Origin of the sequence: Pseudomonas sp. B21-028 (genome assembly GCF_024749045.1) — a bacterium.
GTDB lineage: Bacteria > Pseudomonadota > Gammaproteobacteria > Pseudomonadales > Pseudomonadaceae > Aquipseudomonas.
In genome coordinates this window covers 4,470,218-4,489,765 of the sequence record NZ_CP087184.1, presented here as the reverse complement: position 1 = coordinate 4,489,765, position 19,548 = coordinate 4,470,218, and the positions used below count along the sequence as shown (strand labels likewise).

22 protein-coding genes, 4 tRNA genes and 1 pseudogene are annotated in these 19,548 nt (G+C 60.2%); 16 read left to right on the top strand and 11 right to left on the bottom strand.

Going from position 1 to position 19,548, the window contains the following annotated elements; all coding sequences use genetic code 11:
• Positions 1-80: 80 nt before the first annotated feature.
• The 9 genes from LOY35_RS19085 to LOY35_RS19045 all read left to right on the top strand — a co-directional run bounded on the left by LOY35_RS19085 (position 81) and on the right by LOY35_RS19045 (position 7,111).
• Positions 81-641, top strand: coding sequence for a CvpA family protein (locus tag LOY35_RS19085; RefSeq protein WP_041023745.1), 561 nt, complete (start codon positions 81-83; stop codon positions 639-641).
• Positions 642-682: 41 nt separating this feature from the next.
• A complete protein-coding gene (gene purF, locus LOY35_RS19080; RefSeq protein ID WP_144930189.1) occupies positions 683-2,188 on the top strand; it encodes an amidophosphoribosyltransferase in 1,506 nt (501 codons plus the stop codon).
• Positions 2,189-2,246: 58 nt separating this feature from the next.
• Entirely contained in the window at positions 2,247-3,458 is a 1,212-nt protein-coding gene (locus tag LOY35_RS19075; protein ID WP_055129740.1) for an O-succinylhomoserine sulfhydrylase, read from the top strand.
• Entirely contained in the window at positions 3,455-4,228 is a 774-nt protein-coding gene (locus LOY35_RS19070) for an SDR family oxidoreductase (protein WP_258625689.1), read from the top strand. The genes LOY35_RS19075 and LOY35_RS19070 overlap by 4 nt, the downstream gene beginning before the upstream one ends.
• Positions 4,225-4,353: a hypothetical protein gene (locus LOY35_RS19065; RefSeq protein ID WP_258625688.1), complete on the top strand. Its 129-nt coding sequence runs from the start codon at positions 4,225-4,227 to the stop codon at positions 4,351-4,353. The genes LOY35_RS19070 and LOY35_RS19065 overlap by 4 nt, the downstream gene beginning before the upstream one ends.
• Before the next feature lie 41 nt (positions 4,354-4,394).
• Positions 4,395-4,470, top strand: a tRNA-Val gene (locus tag LOY35_RS19060).
• 58 nt (positions 4,471-4,528) lie between these two features.
• A tRNA-Asp gene (locus tag LOY35_RS19055) sits at positions 4,529-4,605 on the top strand.
• A gap of 87 nt (positions 4,606-4,692) precedes the next feature.
• Positions 4,693-4,769: transfer RNA gene (locus LOY35_RS19050), tRNA-Asp, on the top strand.
• Between the two features lie 290 nt (positions 4,770-5,059).
• The gene (locus LOY35_RS19045; RefSeq protein WP_258625686.1) at positions 5,060-7,111 is read left to right on the top strand and encodes an FAD-binding oxidoreductase; all 2,052 of its coding nucleotides are present in this window, start codon (positions 5,060-5,062) and stop codon (positions 7,109-7,111) included.
• Between the two features lie 23 nt (positions 7,112-7,134).
• On the opposite strand, the gene LOY35_RS19040 is transcribed toward LOY35_RS19045, so the two are convergent.
• Positions 7,135-8,481, bottom strand: a complete 1,347-nt coding sequence (locus LOY35_RS19040) for a PLP-dependent aminotransferase family protein (RefSeq protein ID WP_258625685.1) — start codon at positions 8,479-8,481, stop codon at positions 7,135-7,137.
• 148 nt (positions 8,482-8,629) lie between these two features.
• On the opposite strand from LOY35_RS19040, the gene LOY35_RS19035 reads away from it, so the two are divergent.
• Positions 8,630-9,259 carry a LysE family translocator gene (locus LOY35_RS19035; protein WP_258625684.1) on the top strand — a complete coding sequence of 210 codons (630 nt, stop codon included), beginning with the start codon at positions 8,630-8,632 and terminating at the stop codon, positions 9,257-9,259.
• Between the two features lie 42 nt (positions 9,260-9,301).
• Entirely contained in the window at positions 9,302-10,165 is an 864-nt protein-coding gene (locus LOY35_RS19030) for a PhzF family phenazine biosynthesis protein (RefSeq protein WP_258625682.1), read from the top strand.
• 39 nt (positions 10,166-10,204) lie between these two features.
• Here LOY35_RS19030 and LOY35_RS19025 read toward each other — a convergent pair whose 3' ends face one another.
• Positions 10,205-11,488 (bottom strand): FAD-binding oxidoreductase, encoded by a 1,284-nt coding sequence (locus LOY35_RS19025; protein ID WP_258625680.1) that lies wholly within the window; start codon positions 11,486-11,488, stop codon positions 10,205-10,207.
• 183 nt (positions 11,489-11,671) lie between these two features.
• On the opposite strand from LOY35_RS19025, the gene LOY35_RS19020 reads away from it, so the two are divergent.
• The 3 genes from LOY35_RS19020 (at position 11,672) to LOY35_RS19010 (ending at position 12,579) form a co-directional block, all read left to right on the top strand.
• A tRNA-Val gene (locus LOY35_RS19020) sits at positions 11,672-11,748 on the top strand.
• 91 nt (positions 11,749-11,839) lie between these two features.
• The gene (locus LOY35_RS19015) at positions 11,840-12,265 is read left to right on the top strand and encodes a hypothetical protein (RefSeq protein WP_258625678.1); all 426 of its coding nucleotides are present in this window, start codon (positions 11,840-11,842) and stop codon (positions 12,263-12,265) included.
• Between the two features lie 68 nt (positions 12,266-12,333).
• Entirely contained in the window at positions 12,334-12,579 is a 246-nt protein-coding gene (locus LOY35_RS19010; RefSeq protein ID WP_258625677.1) for a hypothetical protein, read from the top strand.
• Positions 12,580-12,709: 130 nt separating this feature from the next.
• Here the strand turns inward: LOY35_RS19010 and LOY35_RS19005 are convergent.
• From LOY35_RS19005 to LOY35_RS18985, 5 genes and pseudogenes are all read right to left on the bottom strand, one after another.
• Positions 12,710-12,973: pseudogene (locus tag LOY35_RS19005) on the bottom strand (SOS response-associated peptidase family protein); the annotation flags it as partial.
• 189 nt (positions 12,974-13,162) lie between these two features.
• Positions 13,163-13,306, bottom strand: coding sequence for a hypothetical protein (locus LOY35_RS19000; protein ID WP_258625675.1), 144 nt, complete (start codon positions 13,304-13,306; stop codon positions 13,163-13,165).
• A 76-nt stretch (positions 13,307-13,382) separates the two neighbouring features.
• Positions 13,383-14,015 carry a glutathione transferase gene (gene yfcF / locus LOY35_RS18995; protein WP_258625674.1) on the bottom strand — a complete coding sequence of 211 codons (633 nt, stop codon included), beginning with the start codon at positions 14,013-14,015 and terminating at the stop codon, positions 13,383-13,385.
• 177 nt (positions 14,016-14,192) lie between these two features.
• Complete coding sequence (locus LOY35_RS18990; RefSeq protein WP_258633677.1) at positions 14,193-14,402, bottom strand: hypothetical protein; 210 nt, start codon at positions 14,400-14,402, stop codon at positions 14,193-14,195.
• A 358-nt stretch (positions 14,403-14,760) separates the two neighbouring features.
• Complete coding sequence (locus LOY35_RS18985; RefSeq protein ID WP_258625673.1) at positions 14,761-14,958, bottom strand: tyrosine-type recombinase/integrase; 198 nt, start codon at positions 14,956-14,958, stop codon at positions 14,761-14,763.
• A gap of 269 nt (positions 14,959-15,227) precedes the next feature.
• On the opposite strand from LOY35_RS18985, the gene LOY35_RS18980 reads away from it, so the two are divergent.
• Positions 15,228-15,959 carry a zeta toxin family protein gene (locus tag LOY35_RS18980; RefSeq protein ID WP_258625671.1) on the top strand — a complete coding sequence of 244 codons (732 nt, stop codon included), beginning with the start codon at positions 15,228-15,230 and terminating at the stop codon, positions 15,957-15,959.
• The gene (locus tag LOY35_RS18975; protein WP_024776658.1) at positions 15,956-16,150 is read left to right on the top strand and encodes a hypothetical protein; all 195 of its coding nucleotides are present in this window, start codon (positions 15,956-15,958) and stop codon (positions 16,148-16,150) included. The genes LOY35_RS18980 and LOY35_RS18975 overlap by 4 nt, the downstream gene beginning before the upstream one ends.
• 256 nt (positions 16,151-16,406) lie before the next feature.
• Here the strand turns inward: LOY35_RS18975 and LOY35_RS18970 are convergent, their stop codons facing one another.
• The 4 genes from LOY35_RS18970 to LOY35_RS18955 form a co-directional block, all read right to left on the bottom strand.
• Positions 16,407-17,375, bottom strand: a complete 969-nt coding sequence (locus LOY35_RS18970; protein ID WP_258625669.1) for a major capsid protein — start codon at positions 17,373-17,375, stop codon at positions 16,407-16,409.
• A gap of 12 nt (positions 17,376-17,387) precedes the next feature.
• On the bottom strand, positions 17,388-17,753 hold the full coding sequence (locus LOY35_RS18965) for a head decoration protein (protein WP_258625667.1): 366 nt from the start codon (positions 17,751-17,753) through the stop codon (positions 17,388-17,390).
• 8 nt (positions 17,754-17,761) lie between these two features.
• The gene (locus tag LOY35_RS18960; RefSeq protein ID WP_258625666.1) at positions 17,762-18,586 is read right to left on the bottom strand and encodes a phage protease; all 825 of its coding nucleotides are present in this window, start codon (positions 18,584-18,586) and stop codon (positions 17,762-17,764) included.
• Between the two features lie 411 nt (positions 18,587-18,997).
• The gene (locus LOY35_RS18955; protein ID WP_258625665.1) at positions 18,998-19,357 is read right to left on the bottom strand and encodes a DUF6124 family protein; all 360 of its coding nucleotides are present in this window, start codon (positions 19,355-19,357) and stop codon (positions 18,998-19,000) included.
• Positions 19,358-19,548 lie beyond the last annotated feature (191 nt).

The window sequence follows — 19,548 nt, the reverse complement described above, 5'->3', positions numbered from 1 at the left end:
ATACACACTGACAATCGCCGCTTACCGACAGCCCTGGGCTCTGCTAAAATGCGCCGCCTTATCCGTCTGTAGGCTGCACCGTGCCATTTACCTGGGTTGACTGGGCGATCGTTGCGATCATCGCCATCTCCGCATTGATCAGTCTGAGCCGAGGCTTCGTCAAGGAAGCCCTCTCGCTGCTGACCTGGATCATCGCGGGAATCGTTGCCTGGATGTTTGGTGGCTCGCTGTCCCAGTACCTCGCCGGATACATCGAAACGCCGTCGGCTCGCGTGATCGCGGGCTGTGCCATCTTGTTTATCGCCACCTTGCTGGTCGGCGCCATGATCAACTATCTGATCGGCGAACTGATTCGCGTCACCGGGCTTTCCGGGACGGACCGGTTCCTGGGCATGGCCTTTGGCGCCGCGCGTGGCGCGTTGCTGGTGGTCGTGGCTGTCGGGCTGCTGAGCCTGGGGCCGGTACAACAGGATTCGTGGTGGCAGGAGTCCCGGCTCGTGCCACAATTTCTATTGGTCGCAGACTGGTCAAAAAACCTGATCCTGGGTTGGAGCAGTCAGTGGCTTGCCAGCGGTATCAGCGTACCCGCTGAAATACCGTTCAAGGAACACCTCTTGCCGACGGCCAAAACGCCGCAGTGAGTGTTGTTCAGTTCAGATCCATTAAGTAGGGGTTGCGTCGCATGTGTGGCATCGTCGGTATCGTCGGTAAGTCGAACGTCAATCAGGCGCTGTATGACGCGCTAACCGTGCTCCAGCACCGCGGCCAGGACGCTGCCGGTATCGTGACCAGCCATGACGGCCGGTTATTCCTGCGCAAGGACAACGGTCTGGTGCGTGACGTGTTCCACCAGCGTCACATGCAGCGCCTGGTCGGCCACATGGGTATCGGCCATGTGCGCTACCCGACGGCGGGCAGTTCGACCTCGGCCGAAGCCCAGCCGTTCTACGTCAACTCGCCGTACGGCATCACCCTGGCGCACAACGGCAACCTGACCAACGTCGAACAGTTGGCCAAGGAAATCTACGAATCCGACCTGCGTCACGTCAACACCAGTTCCGACTCGGAAGTGATGCTCAACGTGTTCGCCCACGAGCTGGCCCAGCGTGGCAAGCTGCAGCCGACCGAAGAGGATGTGTTCGCTGCCGTGACCGACGTGCATAACCGTTGTGTCGGTGGCTACTCGGTGGTGGCGATGGTCACCGGCTACGGTATCGTCGGCTTCCGCGACCCCCACGGCATTCGTCCTATCGTCTTCGGCCAGCGTCACACCGACGAAGGCGTCGAATACATGATCGCCTCCGAGAGCGTGTCCCTGGACGTGCTGGGCTTCACCCTGATTCGCGACCTGGCGCCGGGCGAAGCGGTCTACATCACTGAAGACGGCAAGCTGTTCACCCGCCAGTGCGCGACCAACCCGAGCCTCACGCCGTGCATCTTCGAACACGTCTACCTAGCGCGCCCGGACTCGATCATCGACGGCATCTCGGTCTACAAGGCCCGCCTGCGCATGGGCGAGAAACTGGCCGAGAAGATCCTGCGCGAGCGTCCGGACCATGACATCGACGTGGTCATCCCGATCCCGGACACCAGCCGCACCGCGGCCCTGGAGTTGGCGAACCACCTGGGCGTCAAGTTCCGCGAAGGCTTCGTGAAGAACCGCTACATCGGCCGGACTTTCATCATGCCGGGCCAGGCCGCGCGGAAAAAATCCGTGCGCCAGAAGCTCAACGCCATCGAGCTGGAATTCCGCGGCAAGAACGTGATGCTGGTGGATGACTCCATCGTGCGTGGCACCACGTGCAAGCAGATCATCCAGATGGCCCGCGAAGCCGGTGCCAAGAACGTGTACTTCTGCTCGGCGGCCCCGGCCGTGCGCTACCCGAACGTCTACGGCATCGACATGCCGAGTGCCCATGAGCTGATCGCTCATAACCGCACGACTCAGGAAGTCGCCGACCTGATCGGTGCCGACTGGCTGATCTACCAGGACCTGCCGGACTTGATCGAAGCCGTGGGCGGCGGCAAGATCAAGATCGAGCAGTTCGACTGTGCGGTGTTCGACGGCAAGTACGTCACCGGCGACATCGACGAGGCCTACCTGAACAAGATCGAAAGCGCCCGCAACGATGCGTCCAAGGCCAAGACCCAGGCGGTCAGCGCGATCATCGATCTGTACAACAACTAAAGTGACGCACCGGCCCTGAGGGGCCGGTTTGCGTTTGACCGATTGCAGGAGTGACAGCATGAGTCAGGATTGGGATGCCGGTCGGCTGGACAGCGACCTTGAAGGCGTAGCGTTCGACACCCTGGCGGTTCGCGCCGGCCAGCACCGCACGCCGGAAGCCGAACACGGCGATCCGATGTTCTTCACCTCCAGCTACGTGTTCCGTACCGCGGCCGACGCGGCGGCGCGGTTCGCCGGTGAAGTACCGGGCAATGTCTACTCGCGCTACACCAACCCCACCGTGCGCGCTTTCGAAGAGCGTATTGCCGCGCTGGAAGGGGCCGAGCAGGCGGTTGCCACCGCCACCGGCATGGCGGCGATCATGGCCGTGGTGATGAGTCTGTGCAGCGCCGGTGATCATGTGCTGGTATCGCGCAGTGTCTTCGGCTCGACCATCAGCCTGTTCGAAAAGTACTTCAAGCGCTTCGGCGTGGAAGTCGATTACGTGCCCCTGGCGGATCTGTCCGGTTGGGATGCGGCGATCAAGGCCAATACCAAATTGCTGTTTGTCGAATCACCGTCCAACCCCTTGGCCGAACTGGTGGACATCGCCGCGTTGGCGGAAATCGCCCACGCCAAGGGCGCCATGCTGGTGGTCGACAACTGTTTCTGCACCCCGGCGCTGCAACAACCGCTGAAACTGGGCGCGGACGTGGTGGTGCATTCGGCCACCAAGTTCATCGACGGCCAGGGCCGTTGCATGGGCGGCGTGGTGGCCGGTCGTGGCGAGCAGATGAAAGAAGTGGTGGGCTTTTTGCGCACCGCCGGGCCGACCCTCAGTCCGTTCAACGCCTGGGTCTTCCTCAAGGGCCTGGAAACCCTGGGCCTGCGCATGAAAGCCCATTGTGCCAATGCCCAGGCCCTGGCCGAGTGGCTGGAGCAGCAGGACGGCATCGAGAAAGTCCATTACGCCGGCCTCAAGAGCCATCCGCAGCACGACCTGGCCCTGCGTCAGCAGCGCGGTTTCGGTGCCGTGGTGAGCTTCGAGGTCAAGGGGGGCAAGGAGGGCGCCTGGCGCTTCATCGATGCTACCCGGCTGGTGTCCATCACCGCCAACCTGGGCGACAGCAAGACCACCATTACCCACCCGAGCACCACCTCCCACGGCCGTCTGTCGCCGCAGGAGCGTGAAGCAGCGGGAATCCGCGACAGCCTGATCCGCGTCGCGGTCGGCCTGGAAGACGTGGCCGACCTGCAAGCCGACCTGGCGCGTGGGTTGGCGGCCTTGTGATCGAGCTGGCAACGCCGTCCAGCGGCACCCATGGCCGGGTTGCACTGGTGACGGGCGCTGCCCGGGGCATTGGCCTGGGCATCGCCGCCTGGCTGATCTGTGAAGGTTGGCAAGTGGTCCTGACCGACCTGGATCGCGAGCGCGGTTCCAAGGTGGCCAGGACGTTGGGCGATAACGCCTGGTTCATCGCCATGGACGTAGCGGACGAAACCCAGGTCGCCACCGGCATTGCCGAGGTGCTGGGCCAGTTCGGCCGGCTCGATGCGCTGGTGTGCAACGCGGCCATTGCCGACCCGCACAACATCACCCTCGAAAGCCTGGACCTGGCCCACTGGAATCGGGTCCTGGCGGTGAACCTCGGCGGGCCGATGCTGCTGGCCAAGCACTGTGCGCCTTACCTGCGTGCCCACAACGGCGCCATCGTCAACCTGGCCTCGACCCGTGCCGCGCAGTCGGAACCCGACACCGAAGCCTATGCCGCGAGCAAAGGTGGCCTGTTGGCCCTGACCCATGCCTTGGCGATCAGCCTCGGGCCGGAGATCCGGGTCAATGCCGTCAGCCCTGGCTGGATCGACGCACGGGACCCGTTCCAGCGCCGTGCAGAGCCGTTGACCGACGCCGATCATGCCCAGCATCCGGCGGGCAGGGTAGGCACGGTAGAAGACGTGGCGGCGATGGTGGCGTGGTTGTTGTCGCGCAATGCCGGTTTCGTCACGGGCCAGGAGTTCGTGGTGGACGGCGGCATGACCAAGAAAATGATTTATGAATGATTGCAGCTGCAAGTGGCGAGCTACAAGCTGCCAGCGGTTTCGCGGTGTTGGCATTTCTGCTTGCAGCCCGAAGCTTGTCGCTCGAAGCTGTTTTTGAAAAAAACTCAACCCTGCTATTGACTTAGCTTCGGCACCTGCGTAAATTTCGCGGCCTCAGCGAAGCAAAGGGTGATTAGCTCAGCCGGGAGAGCGTCTGCCTTACAAGCAGAATGTCGGCGGTTCGATCCCGTCATCACCCACCATGTTCCATGAGAGTCTTGCGAAAGCAGGACGGAAGCTGTCAAAAGCCTCCACCGACGCGCAGCGGTAGTTCAGTCGGTTAGAATACCGGCCTGTCACGCCGGGGGTCGCGGGTTCGAGTCCCGTCCGCTGCGCCATATTTTCCGAGTCAGGTTCGCCTGGTTCGAGATCAAGCCCAAGGGGTTGGTCAGACGAGTCAAATGGACGCAAGTCCACAGCGATACGCAGCGGTAGTTCAGTCGGTTAGAATACCGGCCTGTCACGCCGGGGGTCGCGGGTTCGAGTCCCGTCCGCTGCGCCATATCTGCTTCGAGGCCCACTGAACGCCTTGAAGCCGGGAAGAAAGCCGAAAAGCCTCTTCTGATCGATAGCAAAGACCCTGGTCGAAAGACCGGGGTTTTTTGTGTCTGCAATTCAGGTCAAGCCTGCGACCATTCCAGTTTCTGAAAGAGTGGATTGTAGTTTGTGCGGATTCCGTCGCAGGTGCATCGGAGGGAATATGAGCGCTCACGCTCACCTCCGCGGGGGGTGAAAGAACCCTGACCATAGCCGCTGGCGCGAATTGTCGCCGCGTGCGCGAGGTGACCTCGAATGGATAAAGTCTCGACTTCGCAATTTTCTGCTTGGCATGAAGGCGAGTTGACCTTGCAGCGCGCAGTCGGTGCGGTCGACATGATGGTGGGTGTCGGCCAACGACAAATGGCCCGCTCATGGATGCCGGACCAGCATCGCGAGTTCTATGCCCAGTTGCCCTTCGTAGTGCTGGGAACGGTGGATCGGCAAGGCGATGTATGGGCGACAATTCGCACGGGGCAACCTGGCTTCATGAGTTCTCCCGCGCCGGAACGTCTGCACATCAGCCTCCAGCCGCAGCCCGACGACCCGGCCCAGAACGGCATGAAGCCGGGCGATGCCATCGGCATGCTTGGCATCGAGCTGCATACCCGCCGGCGCAACCGCATGAATGGCAACGTACTGCGTCAGTCGGATGAGGGGATTGAAATCGCCGTGACCCAGGCCTACGGCAATTGCCCGCGCTACATCAACTTGCGTCAGTACGCCTTCGTCGATGAGGCCGCAGGCGCCGTGCTTGAGTTGACCGGCGCGGACCCGCAGGTGCGTCGTATGGTCACCGCGGCCGACTCGTTCTACGTCGCGACCTACGTGGTGCGCGACGGCCAGAACCAGGTCGATGCCTCGCATCGCGGCGGCAAGCCCGGTTTTGTGCGAATGGAAGAAGACGGGACCCTGACCATTCCGGATTTCTCCGGGAATCTGTTTTTCAACACCCTGGGCAACATCCTGCTGAACCCCCGGGCCGGTCTGGTATTTATCGACTTCCAGAGCGGTGACCTGTTGCAAATGAGCGGTTCAGCCGAGGTGCTGCTGGACAGCCCCGAAATCGCCGCGTTCCAGGGCGCCGAGCGGCTATGGCGCTTCAAGCCGCAGCGTATTGTCTACCGTCAGGCCGCGCTCCCGTTGCGCTGGACAGACACGGTCGAGGGCGCCTCACCCAACTCGATGATGACGGGCAGTTGGGAGCGGGCGGCCGAGCGCTTGCAGGCCGAAGCTTTGCGCAGCCACTGGCGAGCGATGCGGGTGGAGCGCATCGTGGATGAGAGCCGCGCCATTCGCTCGTTCTATCTGCAAGCCAATGACGGCGTCGGACTGCCCAGGTTCGAGCCGGGGCAGCATTTGCCCGTGCGGGTTCTGCTGGAAGGGCAGCAGGCCCCCGCCATTCGCACCTACAGCGTTTCCAGTTCACCATCGGATGAATTCTTGCGCATCAGCGTCAAGCGCGACGGTTCGGTGTCCTCGCACCTGCATGAGCGGATTCAAGTAGGGGACTGGATCGAAGCCCGTGCGCCCCAGGGGGATTTCACGGTCCAGGCTTCCGAGCGGCGTCCACTGGTGCTGCTGGGCGCGGGCGTTGGTATCACGCCGTTGCTGTCGATGCTGCGCGAAGTGGTCTATCAAGGAAAACGCATCAATCGTATGCGGCCGACGTGGCTGATACAAAGCAGCCGTTCAGTCGCCGACCTGGCCTTTCGCGATGAGGTCGACGAACTGGTGGCTCGTGCGGGGGACAAGATCAAGGTCCTGCGTGTGGTCAGCCAGCCGCCCATCGACGGTTCAGCCGACCATTACGACATGGCCGGCCGCATCGACATTGAACTGCTCAAGACCTTGCTCCCGTTGAATGACTACGACTACTACCTCTGCGGGCCGGGGAGTTTTACCCAGGCGCTGTACGATGGTCTGCGCGAATTGCGCATTCCGGATGATCGCATTCACGCGGAAACCTTCGGTCCGTCAACACTGGTTCGTGACATTGAAGTCAGCGTGCCAGCGGCGGAACAGGTGCCCATGGCCGATGAAGCGGTGAAAGTCCTGTTCGCCACCTCGGGCAAGGAAGCGCGCTGGGAACCCGGCACCGGGACGTTGCTCGAACTGGCGGAAGCACGGGGTCTGAATCCGGAGTTCAGTTGCCGCGGAGGTTCCTGCGGCACCTGCAAGACCCGACTGAGCAGTGGCCAGGTGCATTACCTGAACACGCCGGCGCAACGATTGGAGGCGGATGAGGTGTTGATCTGCTGCGCCGTGCCGGCGCAGGGGAGTGAGACGTTGGTGCTGGACGTTTGAGGCGGTTGGAGGCTGTTCCGGGTTCAATCGGGTGCCTTCAGCAAGTTCGACAGGCGGGTCAGCCCCTGGGTCAACTCCTCGAAAGATGGACCCCCAAGACACAGGCGAATGCCAGTCATCGACTGATCGCGATCCACCATCAGCGATTCTGGTGCTGTCACCCTGATGCCCGCCTGGGCCGCCGCCTTGGTGAAGTGATCAGCGGCGTCGCGAGGCATCGGTAGCCAGATGTGATAGGCGTCCGGATGCGAAACGAGTGCGGCCTCGTCGAGCAATGCGGTGGCGAGGCTTGTCCTGCGTCGCGCTTCGTGGCGCAAGTCCTGCTGGATTGAAGCGATCACGCCGTTGGACAACCAGTCCTCCACCACGGCGCAAGACAACGGCGACGGACCCAGGGGAATATCCTGCAAGGCTTCCTGCGCAGCGCCGTGCAATTCAGCGGGCAGCGTGAGCATGCCGATCCTCAGCCCGGGACCGAGGGACTTGGACAGACCGTTGACGTGCAACACCCTCTCGGGCGCCAGCGTCGCAAGGGCAGGCCCTGGCGCAGATCCCAGCGCATAGACACCATCTTCGATGATCCACACACCCGCTTGTCGACAGACCTCGACAATAGCCTGCCGTCGCGCCGCACCCATCGTCGCCGTGGTCGGGTTGTGAAGCGTGGGGGTGAGATAGACCACTTTGTTGCTGGCTGCTGCGAGATGACCGAGGGCCTGGGCGAGTGCCTCCGGCAGCATGCCTTGCGCGTCGATCTCGATCCCCTGCATCCGATGGCTTTTGCGCCGGGCCAGGGCAATCGCGCCGGGATAGGTAAGGCGTTCCGTCAGGATCACCCCGTGGGGGCCGCAGGCGAGATCGAAAGCCAGGGAGATGGCTTGGCGGGCATTGCTCGTCAGCACCAGGTGGGACGGTTCGACCACGATGCCGAGGGTTTCAAGCCAGCGGGCCAACAGGCGACGATGTTCCAGATGTCCGGCGGGGGGTGAGTAGAGATTGAGATGGTCGGCGTCGATCTTGCGAGCGATACCGGTCAAGGTCCGCGCCAGGAGCCGGCTCGTCAACATGGCGGGCGGCACGTTGGATGAAAGATCGATCAGCCGCTGCTCGTGTGCCTGCAGGATGGCCACGAACGTTGCCCGACCCTTGACGCTGCGCACCAGCCCCCGCCGTTCCAGGGCGGCATAGGCTTTCGTCACCGTACCCAGCCCGATCCCCAGTTGCCAGGCGAGCTGCCGATGGGCGGGGAGGCGGTCGCCACTTTTCAATCGACCTTCAACGATGTCGTCGGCCAGGGCGCGCACCAGGCGTTCCGATGCGTTCGCGTCGATGTCCGCGAGACGGGGTGTCCAAGGCGATTGAAGGTGCATTGCGGATACCCGTTGAACGAATAGTGTCGCGTGACACTATTTCAATAGTCATGAAGTGTCACGCGCATTATGGTGCTTGCGGAACAACGGTTCGGCTGTTCCGGACGACGGAAACGCCGCCGTCTCGGACGCCTCTTGAGGACATCCAATGATCGATCATCCGGTCATGCTTGCCTTTGGCAGCTACATCCTTGCCGCCGCCAGCCCGGGCCCGAGCAATATGGCGATCATGGGCGTGGCGATGCGTGACGGGCGCTCCCACGCCTTGGTCCTGGCATCCGGCGTCATGACCGGTTCACTCTTCTGGGCATTTCTGGCGGCGACGGGCATCTGCGCATTGTTGGCCGCTTATGCCCAGGCGCTTTTCATCATCAAGGCGGCGGGCGGGGTCTATTTGCTCTACCTGGCGATGCGCGCGGGCAAGGCTGCCATGGCATCGACACACGACAGCGCCGAGACGGTTGCCGGGCGGGAGGCTCGGCGTTATCTGCCGCTGTACCGCCAGGGCGTGCTCATGCACATCGGCAACCCCAAGGCCATCATGTCCTGGATGGCGATCATGTCGCTCGGGCTCCGTGAAGATGCCCCAGCCGGCACCTTGCCTGCGATCATCGGCGGTTGCGCTTTGCTCGGCATCATTATCTTCGGCGGCTACGCCATCGTGTTTTCGACGGCCCGGATGATCGCCGTCTACGCCCGGCTGCGGCGTTGGATTCAAGGGCTGTTTTCTACGCTGTTCGCGGTCGCGGGATTGAAGCTTCTCCTGTCCTCCCATTGATTTCTGCGTTTTGAAGCCATCAGGAAAACGAAGGAGGGTGCCTTGGACCCTGTGATTAAAATCATCGACGTGTTTGGCGCCGGGCCGTTCTCCGGCAACCCACTGGCCGTGGTCATGGGGGCCGACGCGCTGGAGACGGCTGGCATGCAACGACTGACTCGCTGGTTCAACCTGTCGGAAACGGCCTTTGTGCTATCGCCAACGCACCCGGACGCAGACTACCGGGTCAGGATCTTTTCGCTGGACCGGGAGTTACCGTTCGCCGGGCACCCGACATTGGGGAGCTGCCATGCCTGGCTTGCGACCGGTCGCAAACCCAAGAACGAGGCGCACGTTGTCCAGGAATGTGGTGCGGGGCTCGTGAGCATTCGTCGCGATCAAGGCCGGCTGTGCTTTGCCGCTCCTGCGGTGATTCGCTCCGGAACCCCGTCAAGGGAAGAGCTGAGCGAGGCGGTGCAACTTCTGCGGATAGATCCGCGTGACGTCGTCGATGCGGCCTGGGTCGACAATGGTCCTGGCTGGCTGGGCATCCGACTGGCCTCGGCCGAGCAAGTCCTGGCCCTGCAACCGGCACAAAACTGGCCGCGCAGAATCGATGTGGGCGTGGTCGGGCCGCATTCCAGTGGTGATACGGCCTTTGAGGTGCGCGCCTTTTTCAGCAACCACCTGGGCGCCATCGTTGAAGACCCGGTCACGGGCAGCCTGAACGCCTCGCTGGCGCAGTGGTTGTTCGAGGCTGGTCTGGCTGGGCAAGCCTATGTTGCAGCTCAAGGCACCCGTCTCGGTCGCAAAGGCCGCATCCATGTGTGTCGCGATGACGCCGGCCAGGTCTGGATTGGTGGCGAGACGCGCACTCAGGTGGAGGGGAGGTTGCAGGGACTTTCTGAATATCAGGCCCTTGATTGAGTGGCCCCACCCATCACATGGGGCCACCGAATGCGGGTTTCACACCCCCAGCTTGTCCCGCAACCCGTAATACCACGCGCCCAACGCCGCGAATGGCGTGCGCAGTAGCTGGCCGCCAGGGAAAGGGTAGTGGGGCAGGTCGGCAAACGCATCGAAACGCTCGGCCTGGCCACGCAGCGCCTCGGCCAACACCTTGCCCGCCAGATGCGTATAAGTCACGCCATGGCCGCTGCAGCCCTGGGAGTAGTAGATGTTATCCCCCAGCCGTCCGACCTGCGGAAGACGCGACAATGTCAGCAGGAAGTTTCCGGTCCAGGCGTAGTCGATCTTCACATTCTTGAGCTGCGGGAACGCCTTGAGCATCTTCGGCCGGATGATCGCTTCGATGTTCGCCGGATCCCTCGCGCCATACACCACGCCACCGCCGAAGATCAGGCGCTTGTCGCCCGTCAGCCGGTAGTAGTCGAGCAGGTAATTGCAGTCCTCGACGCAATAATCCTGGGGCAACAGGCTGTGGGCCAACTCGTCTCCCAACGGCTCGGTCGTGATCACCTGCGTGCCGCAAGGCATGGACTTGGCCGCCAGCTCCGGCACCAGGTTGCCCAGATAGGCATTGCCGGCCACGATAATGAACTTGGCCCTGACCTTGCCCTGCGGCGTATGCACCACCGGGCTGGCACCGCGCTCGATGCGCACCGCCGGCGACTGCTCATGAATCACCCCACCCAGGGACTCCACGGCCGCCGCCTCACCCAAGGCCAGATTGAGCGGATGGATATGCCCGCCGCTCATGTCCAGCATGCCGCCGATATACTGATCGCACGCCACCACCTCGCGAATACGACGCTGATCCAGCAGCTCCAGCTGGGTATGGCCGAAGCGCTCCCATAAACGCTTCTGCGACTCCAGATGGCCCATCTGTTTAGCCGTGAGGGCGGCAAATACACCGCCGTCCTTCAGATCGCACTGAATCTGATACTTCGCCACCCGCTCCCGAATGATCCGCCCACCCTCGAATGCCATCTTGCCCAGCAACTGCGCCTGCTGCGGGCCGACACTGCGCTCGATCACATCGATGTCGCGGCTATAGCTGTTGACGATCTGCCCGCCATTACGACCCGACGCGCCAAACCCCACCTTGGCGGCCTCGAGAATCGTGACCTTGAAACCGTTTTCCAGCAAAAACAGGGCAGAAGACAGGCCGGTATAGCCTGCGCCGATCACGCACACATCAGTCTCGATGTCATCCTGCAGGGCCGGGCGGGGCGGCACCGGGTTGGCCGACGCGGCGTAATAGGACGCTGGATAAGGTGTGTTCGCCATTCTGCAACCTCTGTTTTATATTTTTTACGAGTGCGCAGATCCTACCCGAGATAAAAATCGGCCGCCAGCCACCTCAAAATCTTCGTCCCATGGGGGAAATTAAATATTTTGCATATTCATAGGGTTAGGTGAAAAAAAGGTGTTGACACCCCTTCGGAATTCCGTAGAATGCCGCCTCACAGCAGGCACGTAGCTCAGTTGGTTAGAGCACCACCTTGACATGGTGGGGGTCGTTGGTTCGAGTCCAATCGCGCCTACCAAACAAAATCCGCTCTGCTGGGCGGTCTAGAAGGGCTCACCGAAAGGTGGGCCCTTTTTTGTTGTCTGCAATTTGCAGAACGATCCCATCCCATGGCTCCATCGACGCGACAATCTCAAAAACTCTCCCCCTTCTTCCTGATGCATAGACAAAATGGCCGGGCCGTAATAGCGTTGTGCCTTATTTCTTCAGGTATGAGTGAGTATAGGGATATGCGCGGGATCATTATGTTGGTTGGTATGGCGGCTTCATTTTCGGCAGTGGCGTACGCAGATACCGATGTGAAAAAGGAGATCATCGATCGATGCAAGTCACAGATGGGGACGTATGGGGCTGCAATGGTGAAGGCTTGCGTTGACCAGGATCTGGATGCTTTAGCTGCCGTCAATAAAATTCCTGAAAAGTACAAGCCGACGGTAGCGCGCTGCATGAAGCAAATGCGCACATACGGATTCGCGATGGTTAAAGCCTGTGCTGATCAGGATATTGAGGCAGAAAAAGCTCTTAGTGAATATTGAGCAATGATTCCCTGTTAGACGCTTTGTTTTCAGGAGTACATCCCCCGTCTGTCTCATAGGAGGCTTCCATGAAAATGCTGTCTGCATTGACATTGCTGGCATCGGTATTAAGCGCAACAGCTTCTGCGGATACGTTTGACGGCTATGGATGCACCGATGACTGCTCAGGGCATCAAGCGGGGTATGAGTGGGCGGAAGAAAATGGAATCGATGATGAGGGGGCCTGTGACACGGGGTCTCCGTCATTCGATGAGGGTTGTCAGTCATTTGTTGACGGTGGCAGTGGGATTATCTCGTCGGATAGCGATGAATAGGACGAGTGAATGGCGTGCTGGCAGAGGGAAGAGAACCGGGAAAACTAGGACAGACAACGATTATGACGAGCTGATAGGAAGTGAGCCAAATCCTAGGTGGAAATAAATCTGTCCCCTTTTTACCTTTTTACCGGTAGAGGGGGCCGTGGGCGACTTTCTCGACCCGGGCATTGATTGGGGCTGCTCGGTCCTTGGCCCAGTGCGGCCGCCAGCCCCAACGGACCAGGTCGGCGTGCAAGCTGTCGCCTTCCTGATGGAAGAGGGCGAGCTGTTGCGATGGAGCGGCGTTGTACCGCTCCAGTTGATCGCCCACGGTGCTGACCATGGCGTTGGGCATGCTCAGCGCAGCCACGAAGTCATGGATGCCGGTGTATTGGGATAGTCGTCCGCACATAGCGCCCCCTGGCTGCTCAGTTCCGATTCTTGCCGGTTCTCACATCGGGAAGGCTATCGCCCTCATACACCTTCAGGCGCTGGTACAGGTCGGCTATCAATTTGTCTTGCCCACCGAGTTCATTGTTGGTCCTGTTCATCAGCTTCACGTATTCCAGTTGCTCTGAATTCCGATCCCACTTCACCTGCTTCAGTTTAGCGCGAGCTTGGCGCATTCCTTGGCCTCGGCGGCGTGCATTTCGACCAAACCGAAGATGTCCTGCCGGGCTTTGCGTAGCTGAGCGGTCAGCTCCTGGACCTCGTTATCCAGCATCAAGTAGGATTGTTCGTACATTTCCAGAGTTTCTGAACGAGCCCGAAACCCTCTCTCTAAAAATAAGCCGCTCTCCATAAAATGATACGTGCGCCGACTACATCGGAGGACGTTGCAATTTGACCCACTCTTGTACGGTTGGTCGTTGCCATTGGCGCTGCGCGTACTCCACCAGCGCGGGTGGTACGGAGTCACCATTGAGTATCAGCCGGTTGAGCATCAAGGCCAGATCCACATCGGCGATCGACCATTGGCCAAACAGGTACTCGGGGTTGTCGGCCAGTAGCGTTTGTGCGGCACCGAACAGCTTGCGCGCTGCCGACTCGGCAGCTGGCGACAAGGGGGTTGATTTGAGTCCATAAAACACAACCAATGTGGATCGTTCCTGCCGAATGGGCAGCAGGTCACTTCGCACCCATGCCTGTACTTGTCGTGCCTTTGCATGCTGCATCGGATCTTGTGGGTAAACCGGCGCCTGGGGGAAAACGTCTTCTAGGTACTCAGTGATCGCCGACGATTCAGATAAGGCGAAGTCGCCGTGCACAAGTGTGGGTACCCGCTGGGTCTGCGAGAGGCTGGCATAGTCTTCTGACTGGTTTTCGGATGCGTCGAGGTCTAGCGGGATCATTTCAAATTCGATGCCCTTTTCGCGGAGTACCACGAAAGCCGACATGGCATAGGGGCTGGAAAATTGAGAGTCAACGTACAAGCGCAGGCGGGAATTATTCACAGGGTCATCTCCTTATGCAGAAGGAGGTACGCTACGAGATCCACAGCAATAAATAAAATTCATGATTTTCATGGGCTTATTCCTGATCGGAATACCTTGTCGCCGCCCGCCCTCGTCTGGCTTGCCACTGAATAATCATTCAGTGCTGCTGTCACGCGTAACTTCGTCCGAAGTCGGTCATTCAGGCGTCATCAGAACCGCCAAGGTCATCTTGATGAACTCTTCGTTCTTGTCGATCGTGTCCAGGGCACCGCGCGCATTGTCGGCGACATCAGCTGAGCCGCGCGCCTCGACCCAGTTGGATAGCTCCAAGATGGCAGCCTCCAGGGCGAGCTGGTTCTCGTTGATCTTGAAGAGCAGGGAGGGGAGCAGGTCTGAGTTGGGTATGGGCGACTCCTTGTTCGATGAAAACAGGGTAGCAGTTTGGGAGGGATATTCGGTTGGCAGAGCGCCGGGGAGGGTGGTAGTACTGTAGGAATATACAACGCTAAGTTATTGATTCTTATAGGGCGTATCGCCAGTTTTGGAACGATCAAAAAACTATTATTTCCCCAATGAATCAGGAGCTTATGCGTGTCTCGTGGTCACCTTGACATGGTGGGGGTCGTTGGTTCGAGTCCAATCGCGCCTACCAAACAAAATCCGCTCTGCTGGGCGGTCTAGAGGGGTTACCGGAAACGGTAACCCCTTTTTGCTTTTTCCCTTGGGCAAACTTTGGGAATATTTTGGGCAAACGAACACCGCACTACACCTTCAGGTCGGCTTTGACCTTCATGTAAACCACCGCCTCTTCGCCGTGCCCTGTCTGGTAGTGCTCGGTCATCTTGACGTCCGCGTGCCCCATCAATCCCTGGATGTATTCCTGATCGAAACCCTGCTGCTCGTATAGCCAGGCACCGAGTGCTCGGATCTCGTGAAAGGTCGGGCGCTCGCCGGCCGGCATATGGTCGTAACAAGAACAAAAGAGCCGTACCAGGCGAAGATCGAGGCTGGTCTACTCGATGTGAAGTTCGGCACCTTCGAGCATCCAATAGACGGCATCGTCCCAATGTGCTCCACGCTGATCACAGGCAAGGGGCTGACCAAGCTTCAGGCAATGTGGCAGAGCAGGGAAGAGAACTTGCTGACCTAGCAAATGCAGAGAGCCCGGCCATACGCCGGGCTTTCGCAGGATAGGGGTGTTAAAGTCCTGCCCATTAGAGGGATGAATTCATGACGCAGGAAGAGCAAGCCATTTCTGAGCGTGCTGCGGTATTTGCAAAGCAAAACCGAACCCGTATCGCCCGGGATCTGGCCTGTTTGGAGACCTATCCGAGCGATGAGTACCCAGTCTCTGTGTTCATGGCTGGGTCGCCGGGCGCAGGGAAAACTGAGGTGTCCCGGGCGTTTATTGGAATGATGCAAGCCGGTGGATCGAAGGCGTTACGGATCGATCCTGATGATTTTAGAGTTTATTTTCTTGAGTACACGGGGCGAAACTCCAGTCTTTTCCAGCGCGGGGTAACGACCATTGTTGAGCGAACCCTGGATTTGGTTTACCAGCAACGTCAATCGTTCCTGCTGGATGGGACTCTTGCGAATCTCGAAGTGGCGCGCCGAAATATCTCGCGGGCCCTTGATAAAGAGAACAGGTCTGCCCAAGTAATCTACGTCTACCAGCGTCCTGAGCTTGCCTGGGAGTTTGTTCTCGCGAGAGAAAGGAAAGACGGAAGGAATATTCCTTGCCCTGAGTTTGTCAGACAATTCTATGCTGCAAAGGTCTCTGTCTGTACTCTCAAGCGTGAGTTTCAGGATGCGTTGCAGGTGGATGTGATCATCAAGGACAACGATGGCGCGAACGGCGATATTGGCATTGACCTTTCAGCTGACGAAATTGACGGGTTTATCAACCAGCCCTATGATCCCAACGAGCTTGAACGTATTTTGAACGGAGTATTCCCATGAAAGGCGAAAAGGCAGCAGGCGCTTCGACGAAGCCTCATGGTTCGTCGACAATGTCTGAATTTTTCCGCCACGGGTCCGCGGAAGAAAGGCGAGAGATTTATCATATGGCGGCTCGTGCGGCCATTGATGAGCAGAAGGATGTGATCCGCTCGTCGAAATCTGGCGAGTTTATGGCTGCAAAATGTAAATAATTCTGTCTCCATCTCCAAAGCCCGGCCTAGCGCCGGGCTTTTTGCATCTGGGCTCAAGGTTTTTCGGCGTTAGCCTTCTCTAGCAGGCCTGCGATGTCCTCCAAGAGCACCAAGTCCGACTCTCTGAGCCTTCCCTTCGCCGCGGCTCTGGCCAGCTTCTCAATGACTGCTATCGCCTTGGGCGAAGCGCTTTGTTGCATTTGCCTGATAGTTGCCGAGGTCGGCGCGGGTGCAATAGCGCATGATCAACCCGCCTTCAGTTCAACGAGGGCTTCGGGAACAAACACATGGCCAAAGGGTTGGCCTGGGCTTCCAGGTCCCAGCCTTTGCCCATCTTGCGTGGCTCGGCCTTGCTGTAGAACGGTTGGCCCAGGGTGTTGACGGTTTCGTTGTAGTTGGCCGGGGCGTTGAACAAACGGAACACGCCGCGGGCGACCGGGAAGACCTGGGCGACGTCGGCCGGGATGAAGCGCTGGCCGCTGACGGTGACGTCGTACTCGACGTATTCGATGCCGCCAAAGGTGAAGCCCGAACGCAGGTCACCGCCGAGACGATCTTGGGCCGCTTGATAATGGGCGAACGCTTCTTTGACCTTGGCGTGGTCGGTGAGCGCGTCAAACCAGTCTGGCCCACACAAGGCACGAAAGCCGGTGACCATCACGCCGCCTAGTTCGGATTCTGCGTGGCGTTTGGCGTCGAGGCAGGCTTTGCGCACGTTGGTCTCGGGCTTGCTGAGGGGCACGGTGACCCTCTTCTGCTTGACGTCGAATTCATCAAACAGGTCGAACAACACCGAGCCGTCGGCATCCAGCAGTTGGCCGCGCAATGCGCCAACGCGCTGGAATTCGCGGATGGCTTCGACGCTGTTTTTCAGCTCCTGCAGGTGGTCGTTGACGACGGTGACGACGGGCGCGGTGGCGCTTTCCTGGCCGAACGCGGCGATGCCTTGCAATTGGCTGGGCAGGATTGAGCTGCTGACCGGCAGGTGCAGGGTTTCGAAGGTGCGACGTTTACGTTTGCGGCCTTCGAGCGGCGTCGGGTCGTCGTTGCGGGACGTATTGGGCACCAGCACTAGGCGGCCTTCGCGCTCATCAATGACGACGGCGGTGCTGGTGACGCCTTTCTCGTCGAACAGCCCCATGACGCCGACTTTGCCGGGGATGGCTGGGAGCTTGTTCACGGCGGCGGTGAGGTTGGCAACGCTGAACAGGTCTTGCAGGTTCATGGTGGGCTCCGGTTAAAGGGTGGCGCGGGAGACAATGCCTTGGGCGTTGAGTTCGGCGAGGGCCGCGGTCTTCTGCGGCTCGGTGATGCCGGCCGGCCAAACCAATTCGGCCAGGGCGAGGACCGCACCGCGAGCGATGACGACGCCGGGCTTGTCGCCGGTTCTGGCGTCGACGTGCTCGGCCAGTACGGCAGCGGCTTTTTTGGCGCCGGTGCTGCTGAGGTCGAGGGCCTGGTATTTGCCGGCCACCTTGGCGAGTACCTGCCCCAGGGGGTAGTCGGTGCCGCCGAGTAGGACGGCCTTGTCTTTGGTCCAGCCGGGACTGACTTGCATCAGCAGTAAATCGCCAAGGTCTTTGGGTGGGGTGAATGTGGCCATGGGGTTTCCTATCGTTGGGCACGGGCTTCGGCGTCGGCGAGCAAGGGGTTGGCAGTGGCGGCGTCGGCCTGACCGGTGCGGGCCTTGGTGGCGACTTCGGTGGAGCTGACGGCTTGGGTCAGGTCCTTGAAGAGGGTTTTGAGGCCGACGCTTAGGGGCTGGCGTTGGTCGCCTTCGCCGAACTCCAAAGGGGTGGTGCCGGACTGCACGGCGTCGAGCGCCGCGATGAACACGGGGGCGTGCAGTGGCTTCATGCCGGCGGCGACCAGTTGCTCAGCGTAGGCGACTCTGGTGGCGTGAAGGGTTTGTTGGGCGGCGATGCGGGCAGCGTTGTCGCGTTGGGTGAGTTCGGCTTCTAGGCGGAGGTTCTCTGCTTCTAATGCGGTGGTGTTTGGGTCGCTTTCGCTGAACTCGATGACGCCGGGTTCGCCTTCGGCCAGTTCGATGGGGCGAAGGCCTTTGACGGCCGGTGGTTGGGCGCCGAGGAAGCCGACGTGGCGTAGGTAGTAGACGCCGGGCACGGGGTTGTTGGCGGCGGTTGGGTGGTAGAAGGACGCGGAGATTTTTTTGTAGCTGCCCTTGGCGATTTGCTCGGCGAACGCGGCGTCGATTTGCTGGGGTTCGGCGATGAGGCCGTGGGCGGTGGCGGATAGGGATTTGACCCAGCCGGCGGCTGGGGCATCGTGTTGCGGGTGGCCGATGACCAGGGGGGCTTCGTGGAGGGTTGGGTTGTAGGCGGCGACGGTGGCGGCTAGGTCGGCTTCGGTGAAGTTGTAGGTGGTACCGCATTGGGCGGTGTGGGTGCCGGGTTTGAAGATGTGGAGTGGGTTCATGACGGCTGCGCTGTTGGGATGGTGTGCGCAGTTTCGGGGCTTCGGACGGGTTGGGCTTTTAATCAGGATTAGGGAGGTGTTGCCCCGAGGTTGGCGTGGTTGAGGTGGGTACAAAACGGCAGCAAAAGACGCGAACGTGTGCGAGCAGACGTTGGCTTTGAGGGAAGCATTGGGGTTGATCGCGGATGATGAGGTCGGCTGCCGAGGGGCAAGGCCTCTGACGCGTTTTATAACGTATTTATGCCGGGGATCTGAGGTTGCCGCCGGGCAACGTGAGTTGGCTGATGCACGCGGGCGACAGGCGCTTATAGGGCTGAGTGGCTTGACGCCCCCTTGCCGGGTGGGCGAGTCGGCGGCTCTGTAGACTGGGGCTACAAAGGTCCGACTCGGCCTCACGTTACGGGCTGGCTGCTAGCGTGGATCGACGTTATCCAACGCCCTGTTTGCCAATAGCTCGCTCAGCTCGATCACCTGCTGAATGCCCAGCGCGACATGTCGGCGTGATCCGTCCAGGTCGAACGCCAGGTCGTTGATCATGGCGTTGGCCGAGGCTAGGTTTTCGCTGAGGTTGGCGAGCAGGCTTTCAGTGTCGATGCCGTCGATGACGGTGAAGAGCTGGCTCGGGGGTGGATCTTTCTTGGGTTTGTCCTGTTCGGGCTTCAAATAGAAATTGAGTGCCCGCTCGGTAGCTTCGTGGAGTTTCTCCGGATCGAGGCTTGAGTAGGATGAGGTGGGATCCGAATCCGGAGGATTGGGTGTGACCTTGAACATGATGAAACTCCTGTACCTGGTTGAGCCACACCATGCTTGTCGCTAAGCAAGTTAGGGTGGCGGCTGTACGCAGGTTAGCGAACCGGGGGTACAGGAGCCCGGCAGACCCGAAGGTCTCCCGCGCACAGCCACCATTACAACAGTCGCAGATAGGAATATCTGCAATGAGATCAGGAGCGCTGATGCAACCG

What these genes read in the sequence shown, in the direction of transcription:
- purF (WP_144930189.1), top strand. Translation starts at nt 683, where the DNA reads ATGTGTGGCATCGTCGGTATCGTCGGTAAGTCGAACGTCAATCAGGCG.
- LOY35_RS19075 (WP_055129740.1), top strand. Translation starts at nt 2,247, where the DNA reads ATGAGTCAGGATTGGGATGCCGGTCGGCTGGACAGCGACCTTGAAGGC.
- LOY35_RS19065 (WP_258625688.1), top strand. Translation starts at nt 4,225, where the DNA reads ATGATTGCAGCTGCAAGTGGCGAGCTACAAGCTGCCAGCGGTTTCGCG.
- LOY35_RS19045 (WP_258625686.1), top strand. Translation starts at nt 5,060, where the DNA reads ATGGATAAAGTCTCGACTTCGCAATTTTCTGCTTGGCATGAAGGCGAG.
- LOY35_RS19040 (WP_258625685.1), bottom strand. Translation starts at nt 8,481, where the DNA reads ATGCACCTTCAATCGCCTTGGACACCCCGTCTCGCGGACATCGACGCG.
- LOY35_RS19035 (WP_258625684.1), top strand. Translation starts at nt 8,630, where the DNA reads ATGATCGATCATCCGGTCATGCTTGCCTTTGGCAGCTACATCCTTGCC.
- LOY35_RS19025 (WP_258625680.1), bottom strand. Translation starts at nt 11,488, where the DNA reads ATGGCGAACACACCTTATCCAGCGTCCTATTACGCCGCGTCGGCCAAC.
- LOY35_RS19015 (WP_258625678.1), top strand. Translation starts at nt 11,840, where the DNA reads ATGGCTCCATCGACGCGACAATCTCAAAAACTCTCCCCCTTCTTCCTG.
- LOY35_RS19010 (WP_258625677.1), top strand. Translation starts at nt 12,334, where the DNA reads ATGAAAATGCTGTCTGCATTGACATTGCTGGCATCGGTATTAAGCGCA.
- LOY35_RS19000 (WP_258625675.1), bottom strand. Translation starts at nt 13,306, where the DNA reads ATGTACGAACAATCCTACTTGATGCTGGATAACGAGGTCCAGGAGCTG.
- LOY35_RS18985 (WP_258625673.1), bottom strand. Translation starts at nt 14,958, where the DNA reads ATGCCGGCCGGCGAGCGCCCGACCTTTCACGAGATCCGAGCACTCGGT.
- LOY35_RS18980 (WP_258625671.1), top strand. Translation starts at nt 15,228, where the DNA reads ATGACGCAGGAAGAGCAAGCCATTTCTGAGCGTGCTGCGGTATTTGCA.
- LOY35_RS18975 (WP_024776658.1), top strand. Translation starts at nt 15,956, where the DNA reads ATGAAAGGCGAAAAGGCAGCAGGCGCTTCGACGAAGCCTCATGGTTCG.
- LOY35_RS18970 (WP_258625669.1), bottom strand. Translation starts at nt 17,375, where the DNA reads ATGAACCTGCAAGACCTGTTCAGCGTTGCCAACCTCACCGCCGCCGTG.
- LOY35_RS18965 (WP_258625667.1), bottom strand. Translation starts at nt 17,753, where the DNA reads ATGGCCACATTCACCCCACCCAAAGACCTTGGCGATTTACTGCTGATG.
- LOY35_RS18960 (WP_258625666.1), bottom strand. Translation starts at nt 18,586, where the DNA reads ATGAACCCACTCCACATCTTCAAACCCGGCACCCACACCGCCCAATGC.
- LOY35_RS18955 (WP_258625665.1), bottom strand. Translation starts at nt 19,357, where the DNA reads ATGTTCAAGGTCACACCCAATCCTCCGGATTCGGATCCCACCTCATCC.